Annotated in this window: 26 protein-coding genes; 8 read left to right on the top strand and 18 right to left on the bottom strand. The window is 31.9% G+C overall.

What is annotated here, in order from left to right:
- Nucleotides 1-3: 3 nt before the first annotated feature.
- A complete protein-coding gene (locus M4I21_RS15930) occupies nt 4-873 on the bottom strand; it encodes a M23 family metallopeptidase (RefSeq protein WP_249560221.1) in 870 nt (289 codons plus the stop codon).
- A 178-nt stretch (nt 874-1,051) separates the two neighbouring features.
- On the opposite strand from M4I21_RS15930, the gene M4I21_RS15925 reads away from it, so the two are divergent.
- The 3 genes from M4I21_RS15925 (at nt 1,052) to M4I21_RS15915 (ending at nt 4,291) form a co-directional block, all read left to right on the top strand.
- On the top strand, nt 1,052-1,246 hold the full coding sequence (locus M4I21_RS15925) for a twin-arginine translocase TatA/TatE family subunit (protein WP_283771799.1): 195 nt from the start codon (nt 1,052-1,054) through the stop codon (nt 1,244-1,246).
- Nucleotides 1,247-1,747: 501 nt separating this feature from the next.
- On the top strand, nt 1,748-3,841 hold the full coding sequence (locus M4I21_RS15920) for an OmpA family protein (RefSeq protein WP_249560220.1): 2,094 nt from the start codon (nt 1,748-1,750) through the stop codon (nt 3,839-3,841).
- Nucleotides 3,842-4,120: 279 nt separating this feature from the next.
- Nucleotides 4,121-4,291 carry a DUF6747 family protein gene (locus tag M4I21_RS15915; RefSeq protein ID WP_249560219.1) on the top strand — a complete coding sequence of 57 codons (171 nt, stop codon included), beginning with the start codon at nt 4,121-4,123 and terminating at the stop codon, nt 4,289-4,291.
- A gap of 133 nt (nt 4,292-4,424) precedes the next feature.
- Here the strand turns inward: M4I21_RS15915 and M4I21_RS15910 are convergent, their stop codons facing one another.
- The 3 genes from M4I21_RS15910 to M4I21_RS15900 all read right to left on the bottom strand — a co-directional run bounded on the left by M4I21_RS15910 (nt 4,425) and on the right by M4I21_RS15900 (nt 8,370).
- Nucleotides 4,425-5,423, bottom strand: a complete 999-nt coding sequence (locus M4I21_RS15910; protein WP_249560218.1) for a DUF4837 family protein — start codon at nt 5,421-5,423, stop codon at nt 4,425-4,427.
- A 25-nt stretch (nt 5,424-5,448) separates the two neighbouring features.
- Nucleotides 5,449-7,065, bottom strand: a complete 1,617-nt coding sequence (locus tag M4I21_RS15905) for a lytic transglycosylase domain-containing protein (protein WP_249560217.1) — start codon at nt 7,063-7,065, stop codon at nt 5,449-5,451.
- 114 nt (nt 7,066-7,179) lie between these two features.
- On the bottom strand, nt 7,180-8,370 hold the full coding sequence (locus tag M4I21_RS15900; protein ID WP_249560216.1) for a phosphoglycerate kinase: 1,191 nt from the start codon (nt 8,368-8,370) through the stop codon (nt 7,180-7,182).
- Nucleotides 8,371-8,646: 276 nt separating this feature from the next.
- Here M4I21_RS15900 and M4I21_RS15895 point away from each other — a divergent pair, with 276 nt between their 5' ends.
- The 3 genes from M4I21_RS15895 (at nt 8,647) to M4I21_RS15885 (ending at nt 11,355) form a co-directional block, all read left to right on the top strand.
- On the top strand, nt 8,647-9,798 hold the full coding sequence (locus M4I21_RS15895; RefSeq protein WP_249560263.1) for a DNA polymerase III subunit: 1,152 nt from the start codon (nt 8,647-8,649) through the stop codon (nt 9,796-9,798).
- 3 nt (nt 9,799-9,801) lie between these two features.
- Complete coding sequence (locus tag M4I21_RS15890; RefSeq protein ID WP_249560215.1) at nt 9,802-10,203, top strand: DoxX family protein; 402 nt, start codon at nt 9,802-9,804, stop codon at nt 10,201-10,203.
- Between the two features lie 153 nt (nt 10,204-10,356).
- Nucleotides 10,357-11,355: a phosphotransferase gene (locus M4I21_RS15885; RefSeq protein WP_249560214.1), complete on the top strand. Its 999-nt coding sequence runs from the start codon at nt 10,357-10,359 to the stop codon at nt 11,353-11,355.
- Here M4I21_RS15885 and M4I21_RS15880 read toward each other — a convergent pair.
- Together M4I21_RS15880 and M4I21_RS15875 are read right to left on the bottom strand one after the other, a co-directional pair.
- Nucleotides 11,345-12,589 carry an RNA polymerase sigma factor gene (locus M4I21_RS15880; RefSeq protein ID WP_249560213.1) on the bottom strand — a complete coding sequence of 415 codons (1,245 nt, stop codon included), beginning with the start codon at nt 12,587-12,589 and terminating at the stop codon, nt 11,345-11,347. The genes M4I21_RS15885 and M4I21_RS15880 overlap by 11 nt on opposite strands.
- A gap of 2 nt (nt 12,590-12,591) precedes the next feature.
- Nucleotides 12,592-12,942: a YciI family protein gene (locus tag M4I21_RS15875; RefSeq protein WP_249560212.1), complete on the bottom strand. Its 351-nt coding sequence runs from the start codon at nt 12,940-12,942 to the stop codon at nt 12,592-12,594.
- Nucleotides 12,943-13,232: 290 nt separating this feature from the next.
- Between M4I21_RS15875 and M4I21_RS15870 the strand changes: the two genes are divergently transcribed.
- Complete coding sequence (locus M4I21_RS15870) at nt 13,233-14,606, top strand: sensor histidine kinase (RefSeq protein WP_249560211.1); 1,374 nt, start codon at nt 13,233-13,235, stop codon at nt 14,604-14,606.
- 237 nt (nt 14,607-14,843) lie between these two features.
- A complete protein-coding gene (locus tag M4I21_RS15865) occupies nt 14,844-16,250 on the top strand; it encodes a sensor histidine kinase (protein WP_249560210.1) in 1,407 nt (468 codons plus the stop codon).
- A gap of 50 nt (nt 16,251-16,300) precedes the next feature.
- Here the strand turns inward: M4I21_RS15865 and M4I21_RS15860 are convergent, their stop codons facing one another.
- From M4I21_RS15860 to M4I21_RS15805, 12 genes are all read right to left on the bottom strand, one after another.
- Entirely contained in the window at nt 16,301-17,212 is a 912-nt protein-coding gene (locus tag M4I21_RS15860; RefSeq protein WP_249560209.1) for a helix-turn-helix domain-containing protein, read from the bottom strand.
- 9 nt (nt 17,213-17,221) lie between these two features.
- Nucleotides 17,222-18,472 (bottom strand): metallophosphoesterase, encoded by a 1,251-nt coding sequence (locus tag M4I21_RS15855; RefSeq protein WP_249560208.1) that lies wholly within the window; start codon nt 18,470-18,472, stop codon nt 17,222-17,224.
- A gap of 26 nt (nt 18,473-18,498) precedes the next feature.
- On the bottom strand, nt 18,499-19,353 hold the full coding sequence (locus tag M4I21_RS15850; RefSeq protein WP_249560207.1) for an SDR family NAD(P)-dependent oxidoreductase: 855 nt from the start codon (nt 19,351-19,353) through the stop codon (nt 18,499-18,501).
- 16 nt (nt 19,354-19,369) lie between these two features.
- On the bottom strand, nt 19,370-20,194 hold the full coding sequence (locus tag M4I21_RS15845) for an SDR family oxidoreductase (protein WP_249560206.1): 825 nt from the start codon (nt 20,192-20,194) through the stop codon (nt 19,370-19,372).
- A 379-nt stretch (nt 20,195-20,573) separates the two neighbouring features.
- Nucleotides 20,574-20,918, bottom strand: coding sequence for a hypothetical protein (locus M4I21_RS15840; RefSeq protein ID WP_249560205.1), 345 nt, complete (start codon nt 20,916-20,918; stop codon nt 20,574-20,576).
- 38 nt (nt 20,919-20,956) lie between these two features.
- Nucleotides 20,957-21,265: a hypothetical protein gene (locus tag M4I21_RS15835; protein ID WP_249560204.1), complete on the bottom strand. Its 309-nt coding sequence runs from the start codon at nt 21,263-21,265 to the stop codon at nt 20,957-20,959.
- 136 nt (nt 21,266-21,401) lie between these two features.
- A complete protein-coding gene (locus M4I21_RS15830; RefSeq protein ID WP_249560203.1) occupies nt 21,402-21,827 on the bottom strand; it encodes a hypothetical protein in 426 nt (141 codons plus the stop codon).
- 19 nt (nt 21,828-21,846) lie between these two features.
- Nucleotides 21,847-22,254 carry a hypothetical protein gene (locus M4I21_RS15825; protein WP_249560202.1) on the bottom strand — a complete coding sequence of 136 codons (408 nt, stop codon included), beginning with the start codon at nt 22,252-22,254 and terminating at the stop codon, nt 21,847-21,849.
- A gap of 173 nt (nt 22,255-22,427) precedes the next feature.
- Nucleotides 22,428-23,126, bottom strand: coding sequence for a DUF6891 domain-containing protein (locus M4I21_RS15820; protein WP_249560201.1), 699 nt, complete (start codon nt 23,124-23,126; stop codon nt 22,428-22,430).
- Nucleotides 23,127-23,260: 134 nt separating this feature from the next.
- Nucleotides 23,261-23,767, bottom strand: coding sequence for an OmpH/Skp family outer membrane protein (locus M4I21_RS15815; protein ID WP_249560200.1), 507 nt, complete (start codon nt 23,765-23,767; stop codon nt 23,261-23,263).
- Nucleotides 23,768-24,131: 364 nt separating this feature from the next.
- Nucleotides 24,132-24,959: a class I SAM-dependent methyltransferase gene (locus tag M4I21_RS15810; protein WP_249560199.1), complete on the bottom strand. Its 828-nt coding sequence runs from the start codon at nt 24,957-24,959 to the stop codon at nt 24,132-24,134.
- Nucleotides 24,937-25,497 (bottom strand): hypothetical protein, encoded by a 561-nt coding sequence (locus tag M4I21_RS15805; RefSeq protein WP_249560198.1) that lies wholly within the window; start codon nt 25,495-25,497, stop codon nt 24,937-24,939. Before M4I21_RS15805 ends, M4I21_RS15810 begins: the two co-directional genes overlap by 23 nt.
- Nucleotides 25,498-25,556 lie beyond the last annotated feature (59 nt).

Raw genomic sequence — 25,556 nt, 5'->3', positions numbered from 1 at the left:
TTATTATTTAAAATCGATATAATTAGTTGGGTTCACCGAAGTTCCATTATTCCACAGTTCAAAATGTAAATGAGGACCCGTTGTTAACTCGCCCGTATTTCCTATAGTTGCTATAACCTCACCGGCTTTTACAACTTCTCCTTGCGATTTATGCAACGTACTATTGTGTTTGTAGACTGACAGTAAATTATCTTTATGCTCTACTATAATTACATACCCAGTTTCTGTTGTCCAATCTGCAAATATTACAGTTCCTTGCGCTACAGATTTTATTGGACTATCTTTTGGAGCTACAACATCTACAGCAAAATGTTTTTTATCCTTATCGTAATCTTGGGAAATTGTACCACTTACAGGTGAAAATAACACCAATGACGATTCCGTTTTTGTGTTGCCAAATAAATTGTATTTATCCTCTAAGGCAACTTGCGCTCTTAGATTTAAATCTTCTTTAATTGGACTAAGGTCTACTGTATTTGGATCTATTTTAACCTGCTCAAAAAGCGAATCTCTATTCATTTTATTATTAGCCACATCACCACTTAAAACCATACGTATATTAGATAAATACTTATTGGTATAATTTAAAACATTTACAAGAGAATCTGTTTTATACGTAAGTTCTGTTGCTTGTCTTTTTAATTTAGTAGATGAATAACCAGGTATGTATTCTCGCAGCGGAGTAAATGCAATAAGTACTGTAGTTAATGCAATTAAAACAAAAGTAGAAACCCAGCCAAGTACAAAAACATTAAGCCTACTAAGTTTGAATGAAATTTTTTCTTCAAAAGTATCCTCGTTAAGAATAACCAAACGATACTTATTTAAAAGCTTGCGTTTAATTTCCTTTCTTTTTTTACTTTCTTTTGCCATAACAAACAAATATAAACTTTAGAATTTTATTACACTAACAAATCAGGGTTGCTAAGCATCAAAATTAAGTTATTAATGCCTAATTTAATTACTCTTTGCATAAAAACTAATTCTATTTATAATATTAACAGTGTTGTATTTAGTTTTTATTATCTTTGTTCTACAAAATTTAATTATTATGATTTCATCAAATATTATGTTAGCCATACCAGGTGGTGCATCTATAGCACTTATAGTTGTTGCTGTTTTATTGCTTTTTGGAGGTAAAAAAATACCAGAATTAATGCGCGGTTTAGGAAGCGGAATAAAGGAATTTAAGGATGCTTCTAAAGAAGATGATTCTAATGATGACAAGCTAGAAGAGAAAAAGTAATTTTTCACTATATAAATTTACACAAGCCCTGCATTTATGCGGGGTTTTTTGTTTTCAACAAATATCGAATCAAAGCAAGAAGGATCTTTTACGTAACATAATTATCCCTTTTTAAACACATATTTCTTCACTTACACAACAATAAAAGCATCCCTATGTATGGGTCTTGTATCTTTGGTGCTCCATCTAACAAACAAGAGAGCTTTTCTATCTAAGTTATCTATTTTAACCCCCTTCACGTAAGAAAGATATACATTACTTCAACCCAGCTGTATATGTATTTATTAACAAGTTATACACGAAAAGTTAATTTTAAGCGTTACTTATAGAATAAGAGAGCTATAGACGCTCTTCTTTAAGACCTATAAACTTAACCGAAAGAATTAATACGTGGTATAATTATACCATAACGAACTTAAAAACTTAGCCATAGAAGTAACATATAAATGTGAGTTTTGCTTCTGTAAAATAAAATCCAATCGATTTTTTTAACAATTCCCAATGAAAAAAATATTACCTACTTGTCTGCTTTTATTTTCTTTAAGTATCTTCTCCCAGGAAGTGAAAAAAGAAACTACCACTACCCAAAACAGCCCTACTAAAGAGGTTAATTATCCCGTTTTGGCCATAGATAACTACTCATATACAGATGATGAAGAGACTACCGAAATAATTAAAAAGTCCAAATCGGCAGACAACAACAAGTTAATTGAAAGGGCTAATGCTTATTTTGATATGCTTTGGTACGCAGAAGCAGCAGAATTGTATGATGAGGCTTTACAAAAAGACAAAGAAAATTACACTCAAGAAATATTACAAAAAGCAGGAGATTCTCATTACTACAATACCAATATGGAAATGGCTTACCATTGGTATGAAATTCTATATGATACTTATAAAGATGATTTAAGTGCTGATCAAATTTTTAAATATTCTCACGCATTAAAGGGGAATGGAAAATATGGAAAGGCAAAGCGTTTTATGCGTTTGTACAATCGTATGAAAAAAGATGCTCCCTTAGAGTCTGGTTTAGCTATAGAATCTAGCGAACGTAACGAGCAAGTTTTAGATGGTATTTTAAGTAGAAAGCCAAATTCAGAACTTAAAAACTTATCTGTAAACACAGAAAATTCAGATTTTTCTCCAATGTTTTACAACAAAGAAGAAATTGTATTTGCATCTGCAAAGGATTCTTCTTTTTTTAGTACAAGAAAATACAAGTGGAATAACCAACCTTATTTAGACTTATATGTTGCAAAAGTTAATCAGCAATCAGACGATTTAAAAGACGCTATAAAATTCTCTAAAAAAGTAAATACAAAGTACCACGAAGCATCTGTTACGTTTTCCCCAGACAACGAAACAATGTATTTTACTAGAAATAACTATGGTAAAAAATTAAGAAGAGATAAAAACGGCGTAAACAATCTTAAGTTGTATATGTCTAAAAAAATAGACGGTGATTGGACAGAAGCTGTAGAGTTACCTTTTAATAGCGATGAGTATTCTACAGGACATCCTGCATTAAGTCCCGATGGAAAACAATTATACTTTGTATCTGATATGCCAGGGAGTATAGGTGAAACAGATATTTTTGTTGTAGACGTTTTAGAAGATGGTTTATTTTCTTCTCCTAAAAACCTAGGTCCAAAAATTAACACAGAGCAAAAAGAGATGTTTCCTTTTATTAATGGAAAAAAACTATATTTTTCTTCTAACGGACACGTAGGTCTAGGTGGTTTAGATGTATATGAAGTTGCATATGATGCAGACGGATTTAAAGATGTTATTAATGTTGGACAACCAATAAATAGTAATAAAGACGATTTCTCTTATATTATTAATGAAGAAACACAAAAAGGATACTTTGCATCTAACAGACAAGGTGGTAAAGGGGATGACGATATTTACTCGTTTAAGAATTTAATGGTAGAAGAGGTAAACCAAAATGCAATTGCTGGTGTAGTAACAGAAATTGTAACAGGAGAACTTATGCCTAAAGCTTTAATTGTATTGTTAGATGAAAACAATATTAAGCTTAAAGAGATCTTAACAGAAGACGATGGTAGTTTTGTTTTTGAAGATTTAGACAGTAATACTAAATATAAAATACAAACCAACAAAGAAACGTACTTTGGAGAAGAACTGGCAACAACAACTAAAGAGAATGAAGTAGTAAATGTGGGAATTGCTATGAGAAAGCTTCATGAAATGATTGCCATTGAAAACGGAATTAAGAAACTTAAAACAGAAAAAATCTTCTTTAATTTTGATAAATCTTACATAAGACAAGATGCAGGAGAAGAATTAGACAAACTTGTTTCTGTAATGAACGAGTATCCAGAAATGAGAATTAAAATTGAATCTCATACAGATGCAAGGGGTGATAGTGCTTACAACAAGTATTTATCAGATAAAAGAGCAAAATCTACAGAAAAATATATAATCTCTAAAGGTATAGACGCAAGTAGAATTGTAAGTGCTACAGGTTATGGAGAAGAACAATTAATAAATGAATGTGCAGATGGAGTTCGTTGCAGTAGAAAAGAACACCAAGAAAACAGACGTTCAGAATTTATAATTGTAGACATGTAATACAAAACACACCGCTATTTAAAAAAATAAACTATAAATAAAAAGTCTCAAGGTGTACCCTTGAGATTTTTTTTGCTTTACAAATACTATAAATCCTTTATAAGCTATAAGGCATTACTTACAAGAAAAAAATACAGCTAACTACCTGATACTGTTGTTTATCGATGATATTTTTTTAAGTGGGGGTAGAACCTTTTTATGACACGCTTTATCTAGAATCTTTGCTTTGTACCAAGTACATACACGACTTTCATGACTTATTAACTTAAATGCAAGCTTATGAAAGGAATTTTACTTTGTAAAGAAATCTATTTAAATGGATTTAAAAACCTTGGGCATTTTATCCTTAAAAATTATCTGAAAGCGTTTTCTTGGTTCTCTTTTACCTTGATCGCCGTTGCAGCTTATGCTTTATTGTATAGAGTACTTACGGGTTTCGCTTTTGTTTAAATGGCAATTAGATTTAAACAGAAGAACAAATTAAAGACTAACCATTGCATTTAATTGTGCAATACTATGTGAAAATTAAAGGCTCCAATTTTATTGGAGCCTTTTTAGTTATATCTGTTATGTGTGTAAGTCGTTATTTGGCCGTGTTAGGCACAAAACGCAATGTTTTAATAATTGCTTCAAGCTCAAACATAAAGTCTCTCTTAACAGCTGCAGGAGCAAATGTAAAGCCTTCTACAACCAACTTACGATTGTTTTCTTTATCACTTATAATATAAGACACATATGGGCCAGCCATAGAGTAATTATAGATTTCCCAACGACCTCTAACCTCAGCAGCTTTTTTACCACCAATTTGCGCAGGAAAAACAGATGGCGCAAATGCCTTTTCTGTATCCATATACGTACCCTCGTTAGGTCCTGGAATGTATTTTTTACCTATAGAATCTCTTTTGCTTACTATATCGCTAATAAAAGTAGCATCATTACTAAAAGAATCCCAAGGCAAACTATACACAATTAAATTCATAGTACCGTTTTTAATACTACGGTCTAACCAAACAAAATTATCCTCACTTTTACCAACTTTATAAACGGAAGGTATATCCATTTTAACACCAAACTTATCCTGTATATCTGTCTCGGTATTTAAAGAGCGTTTAAAGTTACCTTGTGTAACCTTTAAGTCTGTCTTATTAAATTCTGAAATAATGTGATCTGCCTGCTTATTAATCGTTTCTATAAGTCCTTCTTCAGTTGATCCAATAACAACCGCTACGTTTTGTGGACGTGCATACATGTTAGAATTAATGTAAGACATATTTGTGGTGTCTTTCTTTTGAACAACTAAAACAGATCTAGCTTTACGCACTGCTCCTGTAAATACCGTTTCTGGCAAATGGCGCAATGTAAAAATAGGTTCGTTCCAAGCAATACCAACTACAGATGCAGCAAAATGATCTCTAACATTATCTCCTACTTTGCCTTCCCAAAGTTCATTACTCATTACTACAGTAAGTGAGTTTACCTGCCCTATAGAGCCTGGTGTAAAATCTTCTTTGGTGCTACCACCTTCTTTACATGACGTTAACGCTAAACAAATAGCAAAAACTAAGATTGATAATTTTTTCATCTAATGACTAATTGGTTTATTACGGTTATATTTTTTTATCCGAGCAATCGCACAACATAATTTTTGTACCTAGCTTAAGATTCTTACCGCTAATACCGTTCCAATTTTTTAAATTATCAACAGAAATTCCAGAATATTTTTGAGAAATGGTCCAAAGTGAGTCTCCAGATTGCACTGTATGTGTCTTAGCCCCTGGCGGAATAGACTTTTTCTTGTATTGTGGTTTTGCCGATGCTATTGCCTTAGAGTTTCTAGAATAAATGGTTAAACGCTGTCCTACTTTTAAATTGTTACTTCTTAATCCGTTCCAACGTTTAATTTCACTAACCCTAACTCCAAATTTCTCTGCAATTTTACCAAGAAAATCACCACTTCTAACTCTATATCTCGATTGAGACTCTGCCTCTACCAATTTAGCTAATGGCTTTTCTTCTTTTTTTAACTCTTCTTCTGCCAACACATATATGGCATCTTCATTAGTTACAAACTTACCCATAACGCCTGTTGGCAAACGTAAAGAGTGATCTCTACCTTCCTGAAAAGGAATTATATTTAATTTGTATGATGGATTTAAAACTTCTAACTCTTCTACTGTAACACCGGTAAATCTAGAAATCTGGTCAAAAGTTAAAAGACTTTTAACGTGTACTGTATCGGTTTCAAAATAAGGACGTTCTACTACTTCACCAGATATACCGTGTTCCTTTGCATATTCAAAAATATACATAGTAGCCAAAAATGCAGGCACATAACCCGCTGTTTCTCTAGGTAAATGATTTCTAATATTCCAGTAGTTTGTATATCCTCCAGAACGTCTAATTGCTTTGTTTACGTTTCCTGGTCCAGAGTTATATGCTGCTAATGCTAAATCCCAATCGTTATAAATACTATACAAGCGTGTTAAATACTCGCACGCTGCTCTTGTAGATTTTATAGGGTCGCTACGTTCATCTACATAACTATTAACCTCTAAGTTTTGTTCTTTACCCGTACCGTACATAAATTGCCACAAACCAGTTGCACCAACTCTAGATTTAGCCCTTGGATTAAGCGCCGATTCTATAATAGCCAAATATTTCATTTCTAAAGGCATATCAAAGTTATCTAACTCTTGCTCAAACATAGGAAAGTAAAACTGACTAACAGTTTGCATACGTTCCATTAGACCTCTATTACGAGTAAGGTACGATTTTATAACGCGCTCCAAAGACTCGTTATATTCTACATTAAAAGGTGTTTTTGCATTTAAACGAGCCAACCTCGCTTTTAAAGTATCTGTAGGCAAGTCTATGTGACTAACCTTCATATCCTCTATGCGTTCATCTGCTATTTTAGTATAGATCGTATCATAAAGAGAAGCACTTTTACGCATTTGCTCTAGCCACAAACGATCGTAAGCAGCTGCATTTTTATGATCTGCCAACTCATACTTTGTCTTGTTAGAATCCTTTACAATAAGAGCAGTAATAGGTTTCACCTTTTCAGGCGTATTACTTGCTTTTTTTGCTATAGAATCTACAGTGTCATTTTTTATAACACTTAATATTTCCTGACTTGCTGTAACAGACGAAACACTATCTTTTTCTTGTGCAAAAATAGAGACGCTAGAGAGCAACAGTACTCCTAAATAAATACTTTTCATTTTAATTATATTTTGGCGTGTTTAGTTGGTGCGGTGTAAAGTCGCACTTTTTTATTTAAAAATAAAATTTTTAACGCTTTTTACAACACTCAACAATTATGCCTAACCTAAATTTTATGCTTTAATAGCGGCAATACCAGGTAAAGATTTCCCTTCTAAGCTTTCTAACATTGCCCCACCACCAGTAGATACGTAGCTAACTTTATCTTGAAAACCAAATTGTTTAACAGCCGCAACAGAATCGCCACCACCCACTAAAGAGAAAGCACCGTTTTTTGTAGCCTCGGCTATATTATTCCCAATAGAAATAGTTCCGTTTGCAAAATTTTCCATTTCAAAAACACCAATTGGGCCATTCCAAAGTATTGTTTTAGACTTTAAAATAACTTCTTTGAAGATCTCTAAGGTTTTTGGTCCGGCATCTAAACCTTGCCAACCAGCTTCAATTTTATCTACATCCACTATTTTAGTATTTGCAGTATTACTAAAATCATCTGCAGCAATTACATCTACAGGTATATGTACTTCTACTCCTTTTGCTTTTGCTTGTTTTAAAATTTCTAATGCTAATTCCATTTTATCGTCCTCGCAGATAGAATCCCCTACTTGTCCGCCTTTAGCTTTTACAAAAGTATACGTCATACCACCACCAATAATCAAGTGGTCTACTTTATCTAAAATATTCTCTATAATTGTAATTTTAGAAGAAACTTTTGCTCCTCCTAAAATCGCAGTAACAGGCTTTTCACCTGTTTGCATTACTTTTTCTATAGCTATAATTTCTTTAGCTAATAAAGCACCAAAACATTTATTCTCCGGAAAAAATTTAGCAACAACAGTTGTAGATGCATGTGCTCTGTGCGCTGTACCAAAAGCATCATTAATATAAACATCTCCTAATTTAGACAGTTGCTCTGCAAATGCTTCTCCGCCTTTTTCTTCTTCTGCGTTAAAACGTAAGTTTTCTAACAATAATACTTGTCCGTTTTCTAAACTAGAAGCCGCTTTTTCTGCTTCTTCACCTACAGAACTTGCCACAAAATTTACTTGTACTCCTAAAACCTCAGATACTTTACTACAAATATGCTCCAAAGATAATTCTGGAACAACTTGTCCATTTGGCCTACCTAAGTGACTCATTAAAACAACACTTCCACCATCTTCTAACACTTTTATAATTGTTGGCTTTGCGGCTTCAATACGGTTAGTATCTGTTACATTAAAATTTTCATCCATAGGAACATTAAAATCTACACGGATTAATGCTCTCTTGTTTTCAAAATTAAAATCGTTTATTGTTTTCATACTGTACTTAGGTTTAATTTAGCTCTGTTACGTTTAACAAACACCAAATGTAAAGATTTAAGTATAGCATGTAAAACCATTAACAGTATTTTTAGCTTTGCACAGTGTAAAGTCAATCTCATTATCATAAAAAGCTTTTTAAGGTATCATTTTTATGTTATTTACATTTACTTGGATATCATTTTAAACAAAACGAGAACAGCAAAAGCCAAAAGCTTCTATTTTTACTCTATAACAAAATTTTTAATTGTGTTCACTTTACATATCTTTGACGCTATGCTATTTCAAGATATTTTAGGACTTTCTCATATAAAAAAGCACTTGTGTTTAAGCGCAGATGCAGGTAGAATTCCGCATGCACAATTATTTGTAGGGAATGAAGGTTGTGGTACTTTACCAATGGCAATTGCTTATGCACAATACATGTTGTGTAAAAATACAGAAGCAGAAAATACTGGTGGTATAGAAGCTTGTAATTTAAAATGTGGAAATTTATCGCATCCAGATATGCATTTTGCATTTCCGGTAACCAACTCAGATAAAGTAAAAAGTCACGCAGTTAGTAACCACTATATGCAAGATTGGCGACAGTTTGTTCACGAGCAACCCTATGGCAATTTGTTTGACTGGTACCGACTTATTGGTATTGAAAAAAAACAAGGTCAGATTGGTGTAGATGAAGCCCAAGACATTGTAAAAAAATTGTCCTTAAAATCTTATGAAGGTGGTTATAAAGTGATGATTGTTTGGATGGCTGATAAAATGAATACTGCCGCAGCAAACAAATTGCTTAAGCTTATTGAAGAACCACCAGAAAAAACCATATTTATTTTAATTGCTGAAGACGAGGAGCAAATAATACAAACCATACGCTCTAGGTGTCAGATTTTACATTTTCCGCCTTTGGCTGAAGACGCAATAACATCTGCATTACTAAAAAAAGGATTAGACCAACAAAACGCTTTTAAAATTGCACATGAAGCTAATGGCAATTTTAATAAAGCATTAGATTTGATGAATAATACTTCTGAAGATCTTGTTTTTGAAAAATGGTTTGTACAATGGGTGCGTTCCGCTTTTAGAGCAAAAGGAAACAAAGCTGCTATACAAGATTTAATTTTGTGGAGTAACGAAATTGCAAAAACCGGAAGAGAAACTCAAAAAAAATTCTTGACTTATTGCATGGCTATAATGCGCCAAGCAATGTTGGTAAATTACAACACAAAAGAGTTGGCATTTATGGAAATACACGTAGAAGGTTTTAAACTAGAAAAGTTTGCTCCTTTTATTCATGAGAACAACATTATAGACATTATTACAGAGCTAGAAACAGCAATGTACCACATAGAGCGAAACGGTAATGCGAAACTAATTTTAACCGATTTATCTATAAAACTAACAAGATTTTTACATAAAAAAGCAAGCTAAAAAATGAACAATTTACACGAGAATATTACAGAAGTACTATTGCTAATCTTTTTAATTATTACTTTTTTACAAAGTGGTTTTGATAAGGTTGCTGACTGGAAAGGAAACCTATCTTGGTTAAAAGGTCATTTTAGTGAAACACCTTTAAAAAATACGGTTCCGTTATTATTAGGTATCATCTTAATTATAGAGGTTATTGCTGGCGCTCTTTGTGCTGTTGGTGTGGTGCAGTTTATTTTAGACGGACAAAGTAATATGGCTATTTACGGTACCATTTTATCTTGTATTACATTATTATTCTTATTATTTGGTCAGCGAATAGCTAAAGATTACGAAGGTGCAAAAACCATAGTTATTTACTTTATGCCTGCTATATTTCTACTTTACCTTTTAGCTAATAAGTAGAAATTTGAAGAAAAAACAATTCGAAATTTTAATGCTGTTGCTAGTCATAGTAATGGCATTGTCTTTTTTATATTTTGAAATAACAAATTACAATTACCTCATCTTAATTCCGGCAGCTGCTTACATTGCAAGCGGAAGATTATTCTTTAAAAAATGACACATTTTCCAGCAACTGCCTCTACCCTTTCTGCAACAGCTTTAGGCTTGCTGGTAAAAGAACAATACAATTTATCTAGTGATTTTACCTGTACTTTATTTAGAACAGGTATAAACCATACCTACTTTCTAAAAAATAAAGAAACTACCTATGTTTTGCGTGTGTATTCTTGTAATTGGAGATCTAAACAAGAAATTTTAGAAGAGATTAAGCTTTTAGAGCTTTTAAAAAGTAACGAGTTATCCGTGTCTTATGCTTTAAAAGATAAAAGCAGTGCCTATTTGCAAACAATACAAGCTCCGGAAGGCGAACGTTATGCTATACTTTTTTCTTTTGCTGAAGGGGGAAAAGTTAGGTTTATAGATCACGAAACTAGTTTTGCAATTGGTGCTTTAATGAGCAACATACACAATGTTACTATTGATAAAACTGTAGCGCGAGTGAACTACACCACAGAGACCCTTGTTTATAAGCCCTATAACTTTTTAAAAAACTACTTTTCTGAAGATTTACCAGAGCTTAAATTTGTTAAAGCACAAGGAGAACAAGTTGCAAGCACCTTTAAAAATATAGCATTAGATGATATACCAAAAGGTATTATTCATTTAGATATTTGGTATGATAATATGAGTATTACCGACAATAGAGCAATTACAATTTTTGATTTTGATTTTTGCGGTAATGGTTCTTTGGTTCTAGATGTTGCTTATTTCTGTATGCAGCTTTATCATATAGAAACAGATAAGGAGGCTTATGACTTAAAAGTAAAAGAGTTTTTAAAAGGTTATCAAGAACAAAGAGCACTTACAAAACAAGAATTAGACGTAATACCTACAGCCGGCAAAGCTATTTGGTTATTTTATTTAGGGGTACAAGCACAACGTTTTGATTGGTCTAACATATTTTTAAGTGAAAACTATCTAAAAATGTATTTAGGAAGATTAAAAAATTGGACAAGCTTTTGCGAAGAAAATCCAACTGCTTTTATAGTGTAAGCAACACATCTCTTTTCTTAATTAAATATGCCTTTTCTACCTGGTTGGCAACTTTAGTAATGGCTGTATTTAAAGAATTAATCGCAGCACCTATATCACCCGTACTTTGGTAATATTTTGCCTTTACCCCATAGTACAAATAAGATCGTTGCCCTAGGATAGACGGACATACCTCTTCTAGTATTTCTAACGCTTTTTCTGGTTGCTGTAGTTGTATAAACACAATTGCCATAGACAAAGAAATTACTGCATTTTTATCATTCTCTTGTAACTGGCTGTAAAGTTCTAGAATTTTTTCCCAATTAGTTTCTTCAAACGTTTTGGCCTTTACATGTTCTGCCGCAATGGCCGCCTCTAAATGATATGCAGAAAAATCTAAATAGTCTTCTGCTTTCTCTAAAGCATTGTATCCCAAATTAATTAAAGGAAAATACCATTTGGTACGGTCTTGATTTTTTAAATTGATACTATTAAAATCTGAATCTATCTTAGTCTCTAAACGAGACGAATGAAAACACATTAAAGAAAATAAGGCATAACTAGCTCCACACCTCAGCTCTTGTTTAGATAAAATCATTTTAGTTAATCTAAGCCCTTCTCCGCACAATTCTTTACGCACCAATAACTTTTTATGGTTAGAATGAAAACCTTCGTTAAAAATAAGATAAATTACTTCTAGCACAATATACAATCGTTCTTGCAACCTATCCTTTGACGGAAACCTAAAATCTATGTTTCTGTCTACAATTGTTTTCTTGGCTCTTGTTAAACGTTTCTTTACCGTTTCTGGTTTTATAAGCAATGCCGCAGCAATTTCTGAGGTACTAAAACCCCCAATAGTTTTTAATGCAAACGCAATTTGGTCATTAGCGTTTAGTTCCGGATGACAAGCTGTAAAAATCATTCGTAACTCACTGTCTTGTATTTCTTCTTTTTCAAATAGATTGGTAAACGAGATTGCCGAAGCGCTATAATTCAACTTCTCTATTCGGTTTTTATCAGCATCTATCTTTCGCAATAAATCTATCACCCTATTTTTAGATGCTGTAGTGAACCAAGCTTCAGGGTTTTCAGGAATTTTAGTACGCCATTGCACAGTAGCTTTTGCAAAAGTATCTTGTACGGCGTCTTCTATAAGTTCAAAATTTTTGAATCCAAAAATGCGCGTTAAAATAGAAACCATCTTTCCGTACTGATGTCTAAAAAGATGGTCTATTACTTGTTGTTCTTGCATTCTTAGAAATTATCAAAAACCATTACCTCACGTACCTCTACGGTATTACCAAGATCAAAATCTGGAAAATCTTGTGCAATTGCACATGCTGCATCTAAATCTTTAGCTTTTATCATATAATAACCCCCAACAATTTCTTTAAGTTCCGCAGCTGTACGGTCTGTAACCGTTCTGTTAGGGCCACTAATTTGTCTTACTACTGGATGTAAAGCCTCTCCGTGTTTTACAATACCCTGCTTTTCCATTTTTTGGCTCCAAGCAAACCATTTACCCATACGTTCTTGCATTTGTTCTGGAGAAAGGCCAAGATCTGTATATTCTTTACCAATAAAAATTAGCATAAAATCTTTCATTGTTTTTTGTTTTAAAATTAGTAATAAATTAAACTTCAACCTTATAACGATACCAAAATAAAAAAGGGGACACTATTAAAAAATTAAATTGAAATTTTACTTTTAGTTAAAAAAACACCACGTTTGGTAAAATTATTTTTACTTTTTTTACTAAAATCAACCCGTTCAACGAAAAACCAACATTCTAAAAAATAGAAATGTTCTAAACCCGTTACTAGTATGTAGTCAATTAAAAACCCCGAGCATTAGCAACTTTCTTGTTACTAGTGTACTACATATACACACAGAAAATGATTCAAAAATGGTGGAAATCTTACCTGCAATGGTATTTAGATTATACTAGTATTACACAAGAAAAAGAGGAAACAAGCATAGCTTATTTTAGAAGCATCTTGTTTATCTCAATATTACTATTAGTTACACTTATTGGTTTTATAGCTTATGTACCAACAATCATTGTTGGTTTTATAAATGAAAATTGGATTGTGGTAATCACAGATAGTTTTGCTTTAGGTGTTGTACTGTTTCTTACTTTTTTTAAACCCCTGACTTTAAGAGCCAAAAAAAATATTTTTTCTGCCACTCTATTACTATTGTCTACTGTGTTATTTATAAACCACGAGTTAAGTGGCAATGGACCCACGCTACTGTTTATGACTACAAGTATTATTACACTTTATAGTGGGCGTAGAAGTGGTATATATGCTTTTTTTATAGCCGTGCTAATCTACACTGGTATCTTGTTAAGTTACTATTTTGACGTCATTGCACTTATTTATACCGTCAATTATCATTTTACAGAGTTTATTATAATAGCCCTAAATAATTTACTGTTTAACCTAATCGTTATTCTTGCTATATCGTTCTTAATAAACCAATTACATAGGGCATTTATAAAAGAGACTAAGCTACAAGAAGAACTCGTAATTAAACATAATAATGCAGTATCTGCTAAGCTTAGAGCTGAAAAATCTGAACAACTAAAATCTGCATTTTTAGCAAATTTAAGTCACGAAATTGGCACACCAATGTACGGTATTTTGGGGTCTACAGATTTCTTAAAAGAATATAATAAAGACGATAAAGAATATCAAGGCTACGTAGGTCTTGTTGAAGACAATGGCACTAAATTAATAAACTTAATAGCAAACATTGTAAATATCTCTAAGGTAGAAACTGGTTTAATGGAGGTGAATACTTCCACATTTAATATTATAGATATTATAGACGAGATACATACAAGTTTGGCACCTGCTGCTAAAGAAAAGGGTATTGTTTTTGCCAAAAACAACTTAATTAATGTCAATCAAGCAATTATACACTCAGACAGTGAAAAAATAAAGGAGGTTCTTAAACAATTACTAGAAAACGCCATTAAATACACTGAAAAAGGAACTATAGATTTTAGGTGTTATTACACTGATGAAAATATGATTGAATTTTTAATAAAAGATACCGGAATTGGAATTCCGAAAGATAAATTTGATTCTATTTTTAAGGCTTTTTACCAAGTAGATACTGATCAGAAAAATGCATTACACGGTTCTGGTATTGGCTTAGCAATAGCAAAAGCATATACAAAAATGTTAGGCGGGAAATTGAGTCTAGAGAACAACACAGAGCTTGGAACAACTTTTAGATTTACCATAAATATACATTTATAAAAAGTGCTGAAAATATTTTTCTACAAGAACCCAAATAAATTTATTTGGCTGGCGGCATAATGCATCACATTCTTAAAAACCTACCTTAGTATAACTTCACCAAAAACAGAAATAGCGAAAACAATGTATTAAAAGTTATGTTTTAATACAGAACTAGTTAAAAGTAATAACTTTAAAATTACTACTTTTAGTAAAACTATTAACAAAACCAACCACTTGTAACAAAAAATGTAAGCTGTGGACGCTATAATAAACCCTAAGATGATTCAGAAATGGTGGAAATCTTATATAACCTGGTATGTAAGTTACAGTAATTTTAAAGAGCTAAATAAGAAAAAAGGATTAGCCTATTTTAGAGACAAACTGTTTATCTCTATACTGCTAATCACCTTTTTAATAGGTATTTTATCATATTTGCCCAGCGGATATGTTGCAGTAACTAGGGGAGATTGGTTTGTTTTAGTTACAGATACAATTGCCGTGCTTGTTTTAGTTTTTATTGTTTTTAATAAAGGGCTAAGTTTTGAAACTAAAAAAACAATATTTTCTATAAACCTTTATCTTTTATCTTTTGCTTTATTACTACACCTAGGATTTAAAGGAAACGGAAGTATTTTAATATTTACAACTACCGCACTAATAACATTATATAAAGGCCGAAAGGCTGGTATAAATTCTGTTTTAATAAGCGTAGTTTTATATGTAATTTTAATAGCAGCGTTCTACCTTAACTTATTTCATCTTCCGATTTTTAATGAATATGATTTTGATGTATTTGCGGTTGTTAGCATTAATAACGTGCTCTTTAACTTTATTCTGGTCTTTTCTATTTCATTTTTAATAGAGCAATTACATAATGCTTTAGTTAAAGAAAACGTACTACAGCAAGAGCTAGTGGTAAAGCACAACAATGCCGTTGCTGCTAAATTAAGGGCAGAAAAATCGGATCAATTAAAGTCGGCCTTTTTAACAAATGTGAGTCACGAAATTGGCACACCAATGTATGGTATTTTAGGTTGCACAGATTTTTTAAAGGAATACAACAAGGAAGATAAAGAATACCAAGAGTACGTAGAACTCATAAATAATAACGGTAATAAATTACTAGATATTATCTCTGATATTGTAAATGTCTCTAAAGTAGAAACAGGCTTAATGCTTGTAGAGGCGTCTACTTTTAATGTGACCGAAGTTATAGATCTAGTACATAATATATTGTTGCCGGCAGCCAAGGAAAAGGGAATTGTATTTACCAAGAATAACTTAATTAGTACAACTGAAGCCATTATCTATTCTGACAAAGAAAAGCTTATAGAAGTGCTAAAACATCTCTTAAAAAACGCTATTAAGTACACCGAAAAAGGAACCATAGACTTTAGGTGCTTTTACAAAGACCAAAACACTATAGAATTTCTAATTAAAGACACTGGTATAGGCATTCCTAAAGATAAGTTTAATGCCATTTTTAAAGCATTTTACCAAGTAGATGTGGACCATAAAAATGCATTACATGGTTCTGGTATTGGTTTAACTATTGCAAAGGCCTACACAGAGATGCTTGGCGGCAAATTAACCTTAGAAAACAACTCCGAAATTGGCGCTACATTTAGGTTTACAATTAATACATATTTAAAAAACACATAATAAATATACTAAATGACCTATTTAATAGTGCTTGGTAGTGCTATAGATGGCTAATTAAGACTACGGTATTCACTAGGTTTAAATTGTGTTTTCTTTTTAAAAAGAGTACTAAAATACTGAGGGTATTCAAACCCTAATTCAAAGGCTATTTCACTTACGCTTTTATCCGAACTTAAAAGTATTGTTTTGGCTTTTGATATTAAAACTTGGTGAATATGATCTTGTGCGCTGCGGCCGGCTTCCTTTTTCAACATTTCGGTTAAATATTTGGGCGACATATGCAACGCTTCTGCTAAATATTGTACTGAAGGAATTCCTTTTTCTTGCAACTGGTCAGAGTCACAATATGCAGCAAGTAGCTCTTCAAACTCACTTACCTTATCCTTGTTAAAAACCGATCTTGTAAAAAACTGACGATCATAATAACGAGTAGCATAATTTAGTATTAATTCTATAGTAGAGACTATTACAGTTTGACTATGTCTGTCTATGTTTTGAGAATATTCTGTTTCAATTTTATCTACCAATATTTTAAGTTCGTTGCGTTCTTTGTTAGATAAATGCAATGCTTCATGCAGGTCATACGAAAAGAAATCGTACGAATTAATTTTACTAGAAAGCTGAGATTGACGAATTAAATCTGGGTGAAAAAACAACATCCAACCATCATCATCTACTCCCTTTTCCTCGTCTCCTGGAGAAATTACTTGACCAGGCTTTATAAACATCATTGTACCACTCTGAAAATCGAATTTGTTTCTTCCGTAACTTAAATCTTTTATAGAAATATCTTTTATTGCAATGCTATATAGGTTGATAATAAAGTGTTCGTTATCAAATTTTTTACGAATATTAGGGTTGTTTATACGAATTACGGAAACCAATGGATGGTCTGGTGACTCTGCATTAAAAATAGCATTTACATCACTTATAGAATCGATATTTATAAAATTTTGTTTCATTCCCTGTCCTTAACTATTTGTCTTTTTTTGTTTTAATGTAATTACTGTAATCTCTGGCCAAATACCTACTCTAGCGGAATAACCGTGAAAACCAAAACCTCTATTTACATTTATATACCTTCCAAACTCCTTATACAATCCTGCCCATTGTTTGTACATAAACTGCGCCGGACTCCATTTAAAATATCCCGGGATTTCTATACCAAATTGTAATCCGTGTGTATGTCCGCTTAACGTAACTTGGTAGTTGTGTGCGTGTTCTTTTACTTGATATTCCCAATGGCTAGGGTCGTGACTCATTAGTATTTTAAAATCGCTTTTATCTGTTAATTTAGATGCTTTATCTAAATCTCCGGCTTGTTTAAAATTATGTCCCCAGTTCTCTACCCCTATTAGCGCCAATTTTTCATTGTCCTTTTCTAGATACACACTTTCATTTAATAACAATTTAAAATCTATTTTTTCGTGAATCTGTTTAATTGCATTAAAATTAGCTTCCTTTTCGGTTTCTGATGGCCACTCTACATACTCTCCGTAGTCGTGATTACCAAGCACCGAATATTTACTAAATTCAGGGGTTTTTATGCGCTTAAAAGTCTCTATCCAAGGATCCATTTCCTCTGCTTTGGTATTTACAATATCGCCTGTAAATAAAATAATATCTGTCTCTTGTTGGTTTATTAAGTCTATAGCATATTCTACTTTTTCAGTATCTTCTAGACTACCAGAATGTATATCTGTAATATGCGTAATTTTAAAACCATCAAAAGCACTTGGTAAATCGTCAAAATAAAGTGTATGCGATATAACTTTATAATTGTATTTTCCTTTAAATATACCGTAAACAATAGAGGCAAAAGGCACTGCCGCAATCCCTAAGGCTAACTGACTAATAAATGTTCTTCTAGGTGCAATAAAATCTCCTGTACCCTTACCAGTAGTACTTTGTGTAAAATAGTGGTACACCCCAGATATAACCCTAATAATATCTTCTCCAAACAAAAAGGTAATTACGATAAGTTTTGGCACCAAAAACAAAGCAAAAACAGCTCCAAAGGCTAAACTCTCTTTTCCTGGGCCTGCAGTATTATCATACCTCACAATAATAGATATAAGATACACTAAAACCCCAGCAGATAATACACCATAAAGTATATAAACCCATAAATTTTTAGTGCTGTTTTTAACGGCTTGAAATGCGTATAAATCTATTAATAGAAGCGCAGAAATTACAAGAAAAATTAGTAAACGAAATTTCATAGAAAATGGTTGTTTGGTATTTTTAGTTATAGAAAATTAGAAATTAACCCCTCAGATTCTATTCTTAAACGTTCTTGAGCTTTTTCATCTCTTATAGGCGGCCAAACCTTAGTTACTTTTTTATTATCAATATAAGTCGCGTTTAATTGCTTTGCCTCCTCATTAAATAATAACCAAAGATAGGTTTCCTTTGCTTTCTCTGGTGTAATCCCCATAAATATGGGTAAAATTTTGGTTAATATATTCATAGGGAACGGCATTTTTTTGCCCTTTATTAATCCTGATGTTACAAAACCTGGGTGAATTGTATTAACCCTCACATTTGTGTTCTGCAATTGTTTTGCTAAGTTAAACGTATGTGAGATTATTAAGTGCTTAGAATGTTCATAAACAAAAGGTCCGTCATAGGCCGTGTTTTCAAAATTTAAGTCGCCCCAATTTACAGGTCTTTTATGACCAGAAGAGCCCGTATTTATTATTTGCGCACCTCCCTTTTTACTTGCCGTTTCTACAAGTATAGGGACAAGAATTTTGTTAAGTAAAAACGTAGATAAATAATTGGTTACCAACGTTTTTTCAAACCCTTCAGGAGTAATTTCCTTTTCATACAAATACACTCCTGCATTGTTTATTAAGAAATCTATTTCATTAAAATCTAAGAGTATCTCTTTTGCTATTTTCTTAGTTTCCTTTAAAGAAGACAAATCGGCCTTATAGGTAAAAATCTGATTGCTCTCTGCGTTATTACTCTTGGTTAAATCCTTTAACTTTTCTTGGTTACGCCCAATAATTCCTATTTTATAATTTCCTTTTAAAATTAATGCCTCAACAAGCGCTTTACCAATACCACTGGTAGCTCCAGATATAATAATACTTTTCATTTTTTGCCGTTTTTAATTAAATACCAAAGTTTTCCTTAAGCATTGTTATCATCTCACTATCAGATAGTTTTGCTCTTGCATCTAACATTTGTTCGGCATCATTACCCGCAGGAAATCTAAGCTGATTTGTTGTGTCGTGAATAGCTTTGTCTATAACTTTAGTAACCGTAATTGGTTCGCTAACAGGAAAGGCCTCGTTACTTTCTCCTCCTTTGTAGGTTTTCATTATTTTATCTACAACTACTTTATAATCCGTAATGTTTTCATCATTAAATGCCACAGATTTGCTAAAGTTTGATGTAATAACACCCGGTTCTATAATTTTAACATTAATGCCCAACGGTTCTAGCTCATACTGCAAAGCTTCAGAGATACCCTCTACAGCATATTTTGTTGCTCCGTATACGCTACCTAAAGGCAATGCAATACGGCCACCCATTGATGAAATATTTACAATAGTTCCAGATTTCTGTTTACGCATAATTGGCAAAACGGCTTGTGTAGTTTCTAAAAGACCAATAACATTTACATTGTATTGTTGGCGAATTGTTTTTACAGGAGTTGCTTCTAAAGTACCCAACATACCATAACCTGCATTATTTAGTAATACATCTATAGTTCCAAATGTTGATGTAGCATTACTAACCGCTGTTTGTATAGAGTTACTGTCTGTAACATCTAACGTTGTTACTAAGACATTTGGCAAAGCTGCTAATTCTTTTCCTGAATCGGTATTGCGCATTGTAGCAACTACATTCCATCCTTTTTCCTGAAAATATAGTGCTGTTGCCTTACCAATTCCACTACTTGCTCCTGTTATAAAAATTGTTTTTTTCATCATTTAATTCTTTAAAAGATTAATTATGATGCAAAATTATAGGGGACAGAGCTAGTAGTTCTATATTAATTTCGGGTTCTTGTATACTTTTTGCTTATTTGAGGCTTAATAAAAAAATATCCTATAGAAATAGTGCATAATTAATTCTCCATTTCTGTTTTACTAATTTTATATAACCGGTAATACATATATATATATATTGGAATAAGAAAAAGTACTAATAGTAGCAATACTCTGCAACTATTGTAAATATATCTCCGAAAGTTAGGTGCTTATTGTACTCTAATTTTAAAAGTAGCTACGAACAAAACAAAAATAGAACACTTAAAATCCCAAAAAACAAAAGATTAAAAATTTTGTATTCTATCTTCATTTAGCGGCATTACATATTATTTATTTTAAAATAATAATCTAAACCTAGATAAGAAACTGCAACTATTGTGGTTAAAATTAGAACAAGAATTAGTTTAACTACAATTGGCTTTGTTAGTGTTACTCTCTTCTTGATATAAAAAAGGTCTAAAAAAATAAAAATAATTAATGATATAGATGCAATTACAACCGAATCTACCATTAAAGTTAACCCATAACCCCAAGCCATTAATTGCTCTAAAAATGTTGCCGATACTTTTTTTGGCCCCATCCACAAACGGACTAGCCCAAGCGAAGAAAGACAAATTAAAATTGCCCAAAGAATGTAAACAAGAATGAGTTTTATAACTTTCATAAGCGCTCTAAATTAGAATATAATACCATTTGGTTTTTTTAAATAAAGTGATAACCAAACATAAGAATTAAAGTAGGGAAAATACCAAAAACTAGCACGTAGACAAGAGTGGTCCAGAATTGGTAATTACGTTTTTCTTTTTTTACAATGCTTATTACCAAAAACACCATAGCTAGTAACAACATTAGCTGAGAAAGAATAGTTAAATAAAATATTCTTTCTTCATAATTATATATTTCACCAGTACTATTATTAAAGTTTATTTTAAAGAATAGGGATATTCCATTTATAATAATGCTCCAAATAGTAAAATGAAATGCCCACTTTTTAAAATTTATCTTATTCATATTTTAATTTTACAGTGTAGCGCAAATAACCTCTGTTTTAAAGCTGTTTTAAGCACTTTTTAGAGACTAAACCAATAATAGCAACAAAACTAACGTTGGTTTTTTTAAAGTGGTTAACTTAAGCTTAAATAAAAAATTACGGACTAACTGCAAAAGGATTTTTTTCTGCTGGCAAGTTTAAAATTGCTAATACTTTATCTAAGTTTTTAAGAGATTCTATTTCTACCTCCTTACTATAAACAACCAACTCCGACTTTGCTGTTTTTATAATATACTGGTCATCTGTTTTTCTTAAGTAACTTATATCTTCTAATGCTATTTTTTTACGAAAAGAATTTCTTTCTTTTATAATACCATTTTCTATAGACAGGTAATAATAGGTAGATTTTAGTATGCTTTGTACAAACCAAGCTAACGCAATAATAAACATAAAACAGGCAAACCAGTGTATTGTATTTTCAGTAATTGAGATATAAACCGATTGGTAAAATGAGTATATAACAAAAGCTGTTGACATTATAATATTGGTATTTACCTTTTTTTTAGTGTATCTGATTTTCATAAAGCCAGCTTTAAATTTGTTATTCCGTCGTAAGCTCTTTTAAATTATTAAGAAATCCTAATACACTTCTTCCTTTTTCAACAATACCAAAAAAATTAAATATTTTGGCAGGTAGTTTACTTTCAAGAACTTCAATGTCTTTATTTTCTATCTCTAAGAAATTTCTAATCCAATCTTCAAAATAATCCCTACCATAAGAACTGAACATATAGTTTTCCTGAAAAAGATAACCTTTACTATTTAGATATTGCTCTGCTATTAGAAAATCCTCTTGATTAAAATTTTCTCCAAATAGTTCTTGAATATCTTTACGCAAATTGCCACTATAACCGCGATCTGTTCTTCCTTTAGAAGCTAGATATATTTTAAATAAAATTAAATGGGCATACAAATTCCTTGTTTCAATAATTTTTAATATTTCATTCATTTTATATCAATTTAATGTATTAAACCTCTGGAGAGGGAAAGAATAGCCTCTCAAATATAAAAGATAATGGCAATAAAAATTACAGAAATACGTAAAAAGCTAAAAAATAGACAGTTTTTACCTACGTAATATTCAGTTTAAAATAAAAAAATAGTTGTTCTACACCCTAAATATTAGTGTTTCCAGAATTTCCAGAAAGGTTTTTGGGTCGTATTATTTGTGGTAGTTTCTAGGTTATTTTTTGGCGCGTGGTGTTCTTCAATAATAGAAAAAATACGGCTGTAGTTGTAGTCTACTCCATCATAAACCTTTTGCCACGTAATGTTTTTAATCTCTATTCTTGTGTCTATAAATCCGTTCCAAGACACCGTAAAGCCATTTTCTCTTAACAAGGTAACAATTCTATTTGCTACGGCTTCTGCTGCACTATCTGTTGGTTCTATACTATCATATCCAATATAAAGCATTCCGTCTTCTCCTAACGCTCTCTGTAAGTCTTGAGCGTGGTAATAGCAATATCCTTTTGCTATTATACCAATAGCACCTAGTTCATCTACTATTTCTCTACAATCGTCCTGAGCATCTTGCCTGGTGTAGCCGGCTTTATGTAGGCTTACTATTTTTTCTTTGTTTAGTTGATCAAAAACAGATACAAGTCTTGTAAATATAGTCTGCCTGTTCCAGCTCTTACTATTATTCTTATGCGCTACAAATTGTTTGCCTATTTCTTTGGTAAGCCAATCGTTATCAAAATCTTCGGCATCGTAAAACGCATCACTTATGCTGGTAAATATTTCTTTTTCACTATAAAAACCAAACAGAACATTTTCTTTAATCATCTCTAATGCTTCTGTCTTTATTTCTTTAGTCATACAACTGTTTTAGTAGCACTTTTACGCAAGCGTACAAATTATAGAACTATAAATATAGATTTTTTAATTTAGAGTTAAAAACAAAAAAGCCTCAGCAAATGCTGAGGCTCTTAATATGTGTAACTTACAAGTTATTATTTCTTGTAGTTATCATTTAAGATCTTAGTAATTTCATCTGTAAGATCATCTGCTTCTGATCCGTATAATACGCTACCACCGTCTCCACCACCAAAGATGTAAGAGAAACCGTTTGTTGTACCATATGCTTTAATCTCTCTCTTTACTTTAGCAACTAAGCTATCCATTTCTGTTTGGCTACTTACTTGTAATTGCTTTTCTTCTGCTTGCAACTGCTGTCCAATACGTTGGCTCATTTGCTGTAACATACCGTACTCTTCTTGTGCTTTAGCCTGTGCCATTTTCTGAGCCTTTACTTGGAATGCTTGCGCCTCCATCTGAAAAGCTTGTTGTACGCTATCTCTTTTTTTACCAAAAGCTTCAATCTTAGTTTTAAACTTAGCTTCAAGATCTACTTTCTCGTTATAATCGTTCATTAGTTTTACGTTATCTACGTAACCCATTTTACTTTGTTGGCATCCTACTAAACCGATGAATGCAAGTGCAAAAATAATTTTTTTCATTTCTAGGTTTTTAATATAAAACTTCCGAACCGACGGAAAGTCAAAATTTAAGTTGAGCAAAAATAGAAAAGTTTTTTAATCTTCAACAAAAACTGGTGTTAGTTTTAAAATTGATTAAAATTTAGTTTTTCGATCTTTTTCTAAAAAAACTTCATTTCACAAACTATAACAAAAACAAATAAAGAGGTACTATTTCGATAAATAAAAACTATCATCAATAAAAACTATAAAAATAAGTGTGATTGATAACTAAAAACTATAAAAAAAGGCTTTCATAAATAACTCAGTATTAATTAAAAAATAAAAAAGGACTTAGTACTCGTTACAAGTGTCAAACCCTTCTTAAATCGCTTTAAAATACGTTTTAACTCTTTTTTAGGATGTATATGATAGAAGAATGTTCCTTAGTCTTCATCGCAGATATATTAGAACGTAAACCTCTATAAAATGCTGTTAACATATTCTGGTTTCCGGTTTTGTATTTTTCAGATAATAGCGCAACATAAAATGCATCAAACAACATTGGCTGGGTTTGTATCAGTTTCATATTATGTTTTGCAAAAATCTTTTTTATTGCTGTTTTAGAAAAATGCCACAAATGTCTAGGTACGTCATAAGCAGCCCAAAATTCTTTATAGTGTTTGGCATCGTAACTATTAAAATTAGGAACAGCTACAATTAGAGTTCCGTCATCGGTTAATTTAGATTCCAAGGTTTTTATTTGTTGGTCCAAATTTGGCAAATGTTCTAAAACGTGCCACAACGTAATTACGTTGTATTTTTTTTCTGGTAAAGTATCTAAGCTCCTAAAAAGTTCTAAACCCTTCTGTGTTGCTTTTTCTCTTGCAGAGATACTTGGCTCCACACCATCACAAATCCACTTATTGTTTTTGGCTGTAATTAAAAAATCGCCCGTACCTGCACCAACATCTAGTAAGGTTTTTTCTCCTGTAGTAAACTTGGTTAAGATCTGTATCTTTTTCTTTAAACTATAATTTTTTACAGTTTGGTACATTTTGTCTACAACTGTTTTTTTAGAATCTGTATGAGAGATATAATCATCACTCTCATAATACACTTCTAAATTCTCTGGTTGCGGATCTGTAACCAACATATCCAAATCTTCATTATAGTTTAATGTAAACTCTTCTTGAGTTACAGAGTGGTCTTTAGTTTTTAAATAAAACTTCATTGTAATTGTGCGTAACTAAATATTCTTCCTTTAAAGCACGAAGATAGTTTAAAACTAAAGGACGTGAAAGCGATTTTTTATCCAAACAATCTTTTCCACTCTCATCGTAAGCAATTATAGCAATATAATAATTGCCATCTATACGCACGTGAGCTTCATCATTAAAAAGATGAGAAGGATCTTCCTCAGAGCCTATTGCCCTATTTGCTAAAGCACCAAGAGCTGGCGTAAGTATATCAATGCTCTTATCTTTCTTTTCTACTTCGTAAAACGAAAAGTAGTACGGAGTACTATTTATAAAAAAAGGAACATTATCAAAAACATCCGTATTGTACAACTGAAACTTTGTGTCTATGTACTTATAGAATTCACTTTCGTTTTTTGGATCTTCAAAAACAAAAACCTGCTGCCTTGGCAAACCCCTCTTAAAAGTTTTGCCTTTGGTAATTTTATAATCCTGAATATTGGGAGCAACACGCAAAGGAATACAGGAATGAAATAAACATAAAACTACGGCAACAACAAATACATTTTTCATTTTCGGTTTTTTAAGATGAATCTAGTTTTTAGTAGCAACAAAAATTAAACCAAGAATTA

The sequence above is a fragment of the Cellulophaga sp. 20_2_10 genome, from assembly GCF_023476645.1.
Taxonomy (GTDB): Bacteria; Bacteroidota; Bacteroidia; order Flavobacteriales; family Flavobacteriaceae; genus Cellulophaga.
This window is presented reverse-complemented; position numbering and strand designations above follow the sequence as displayed.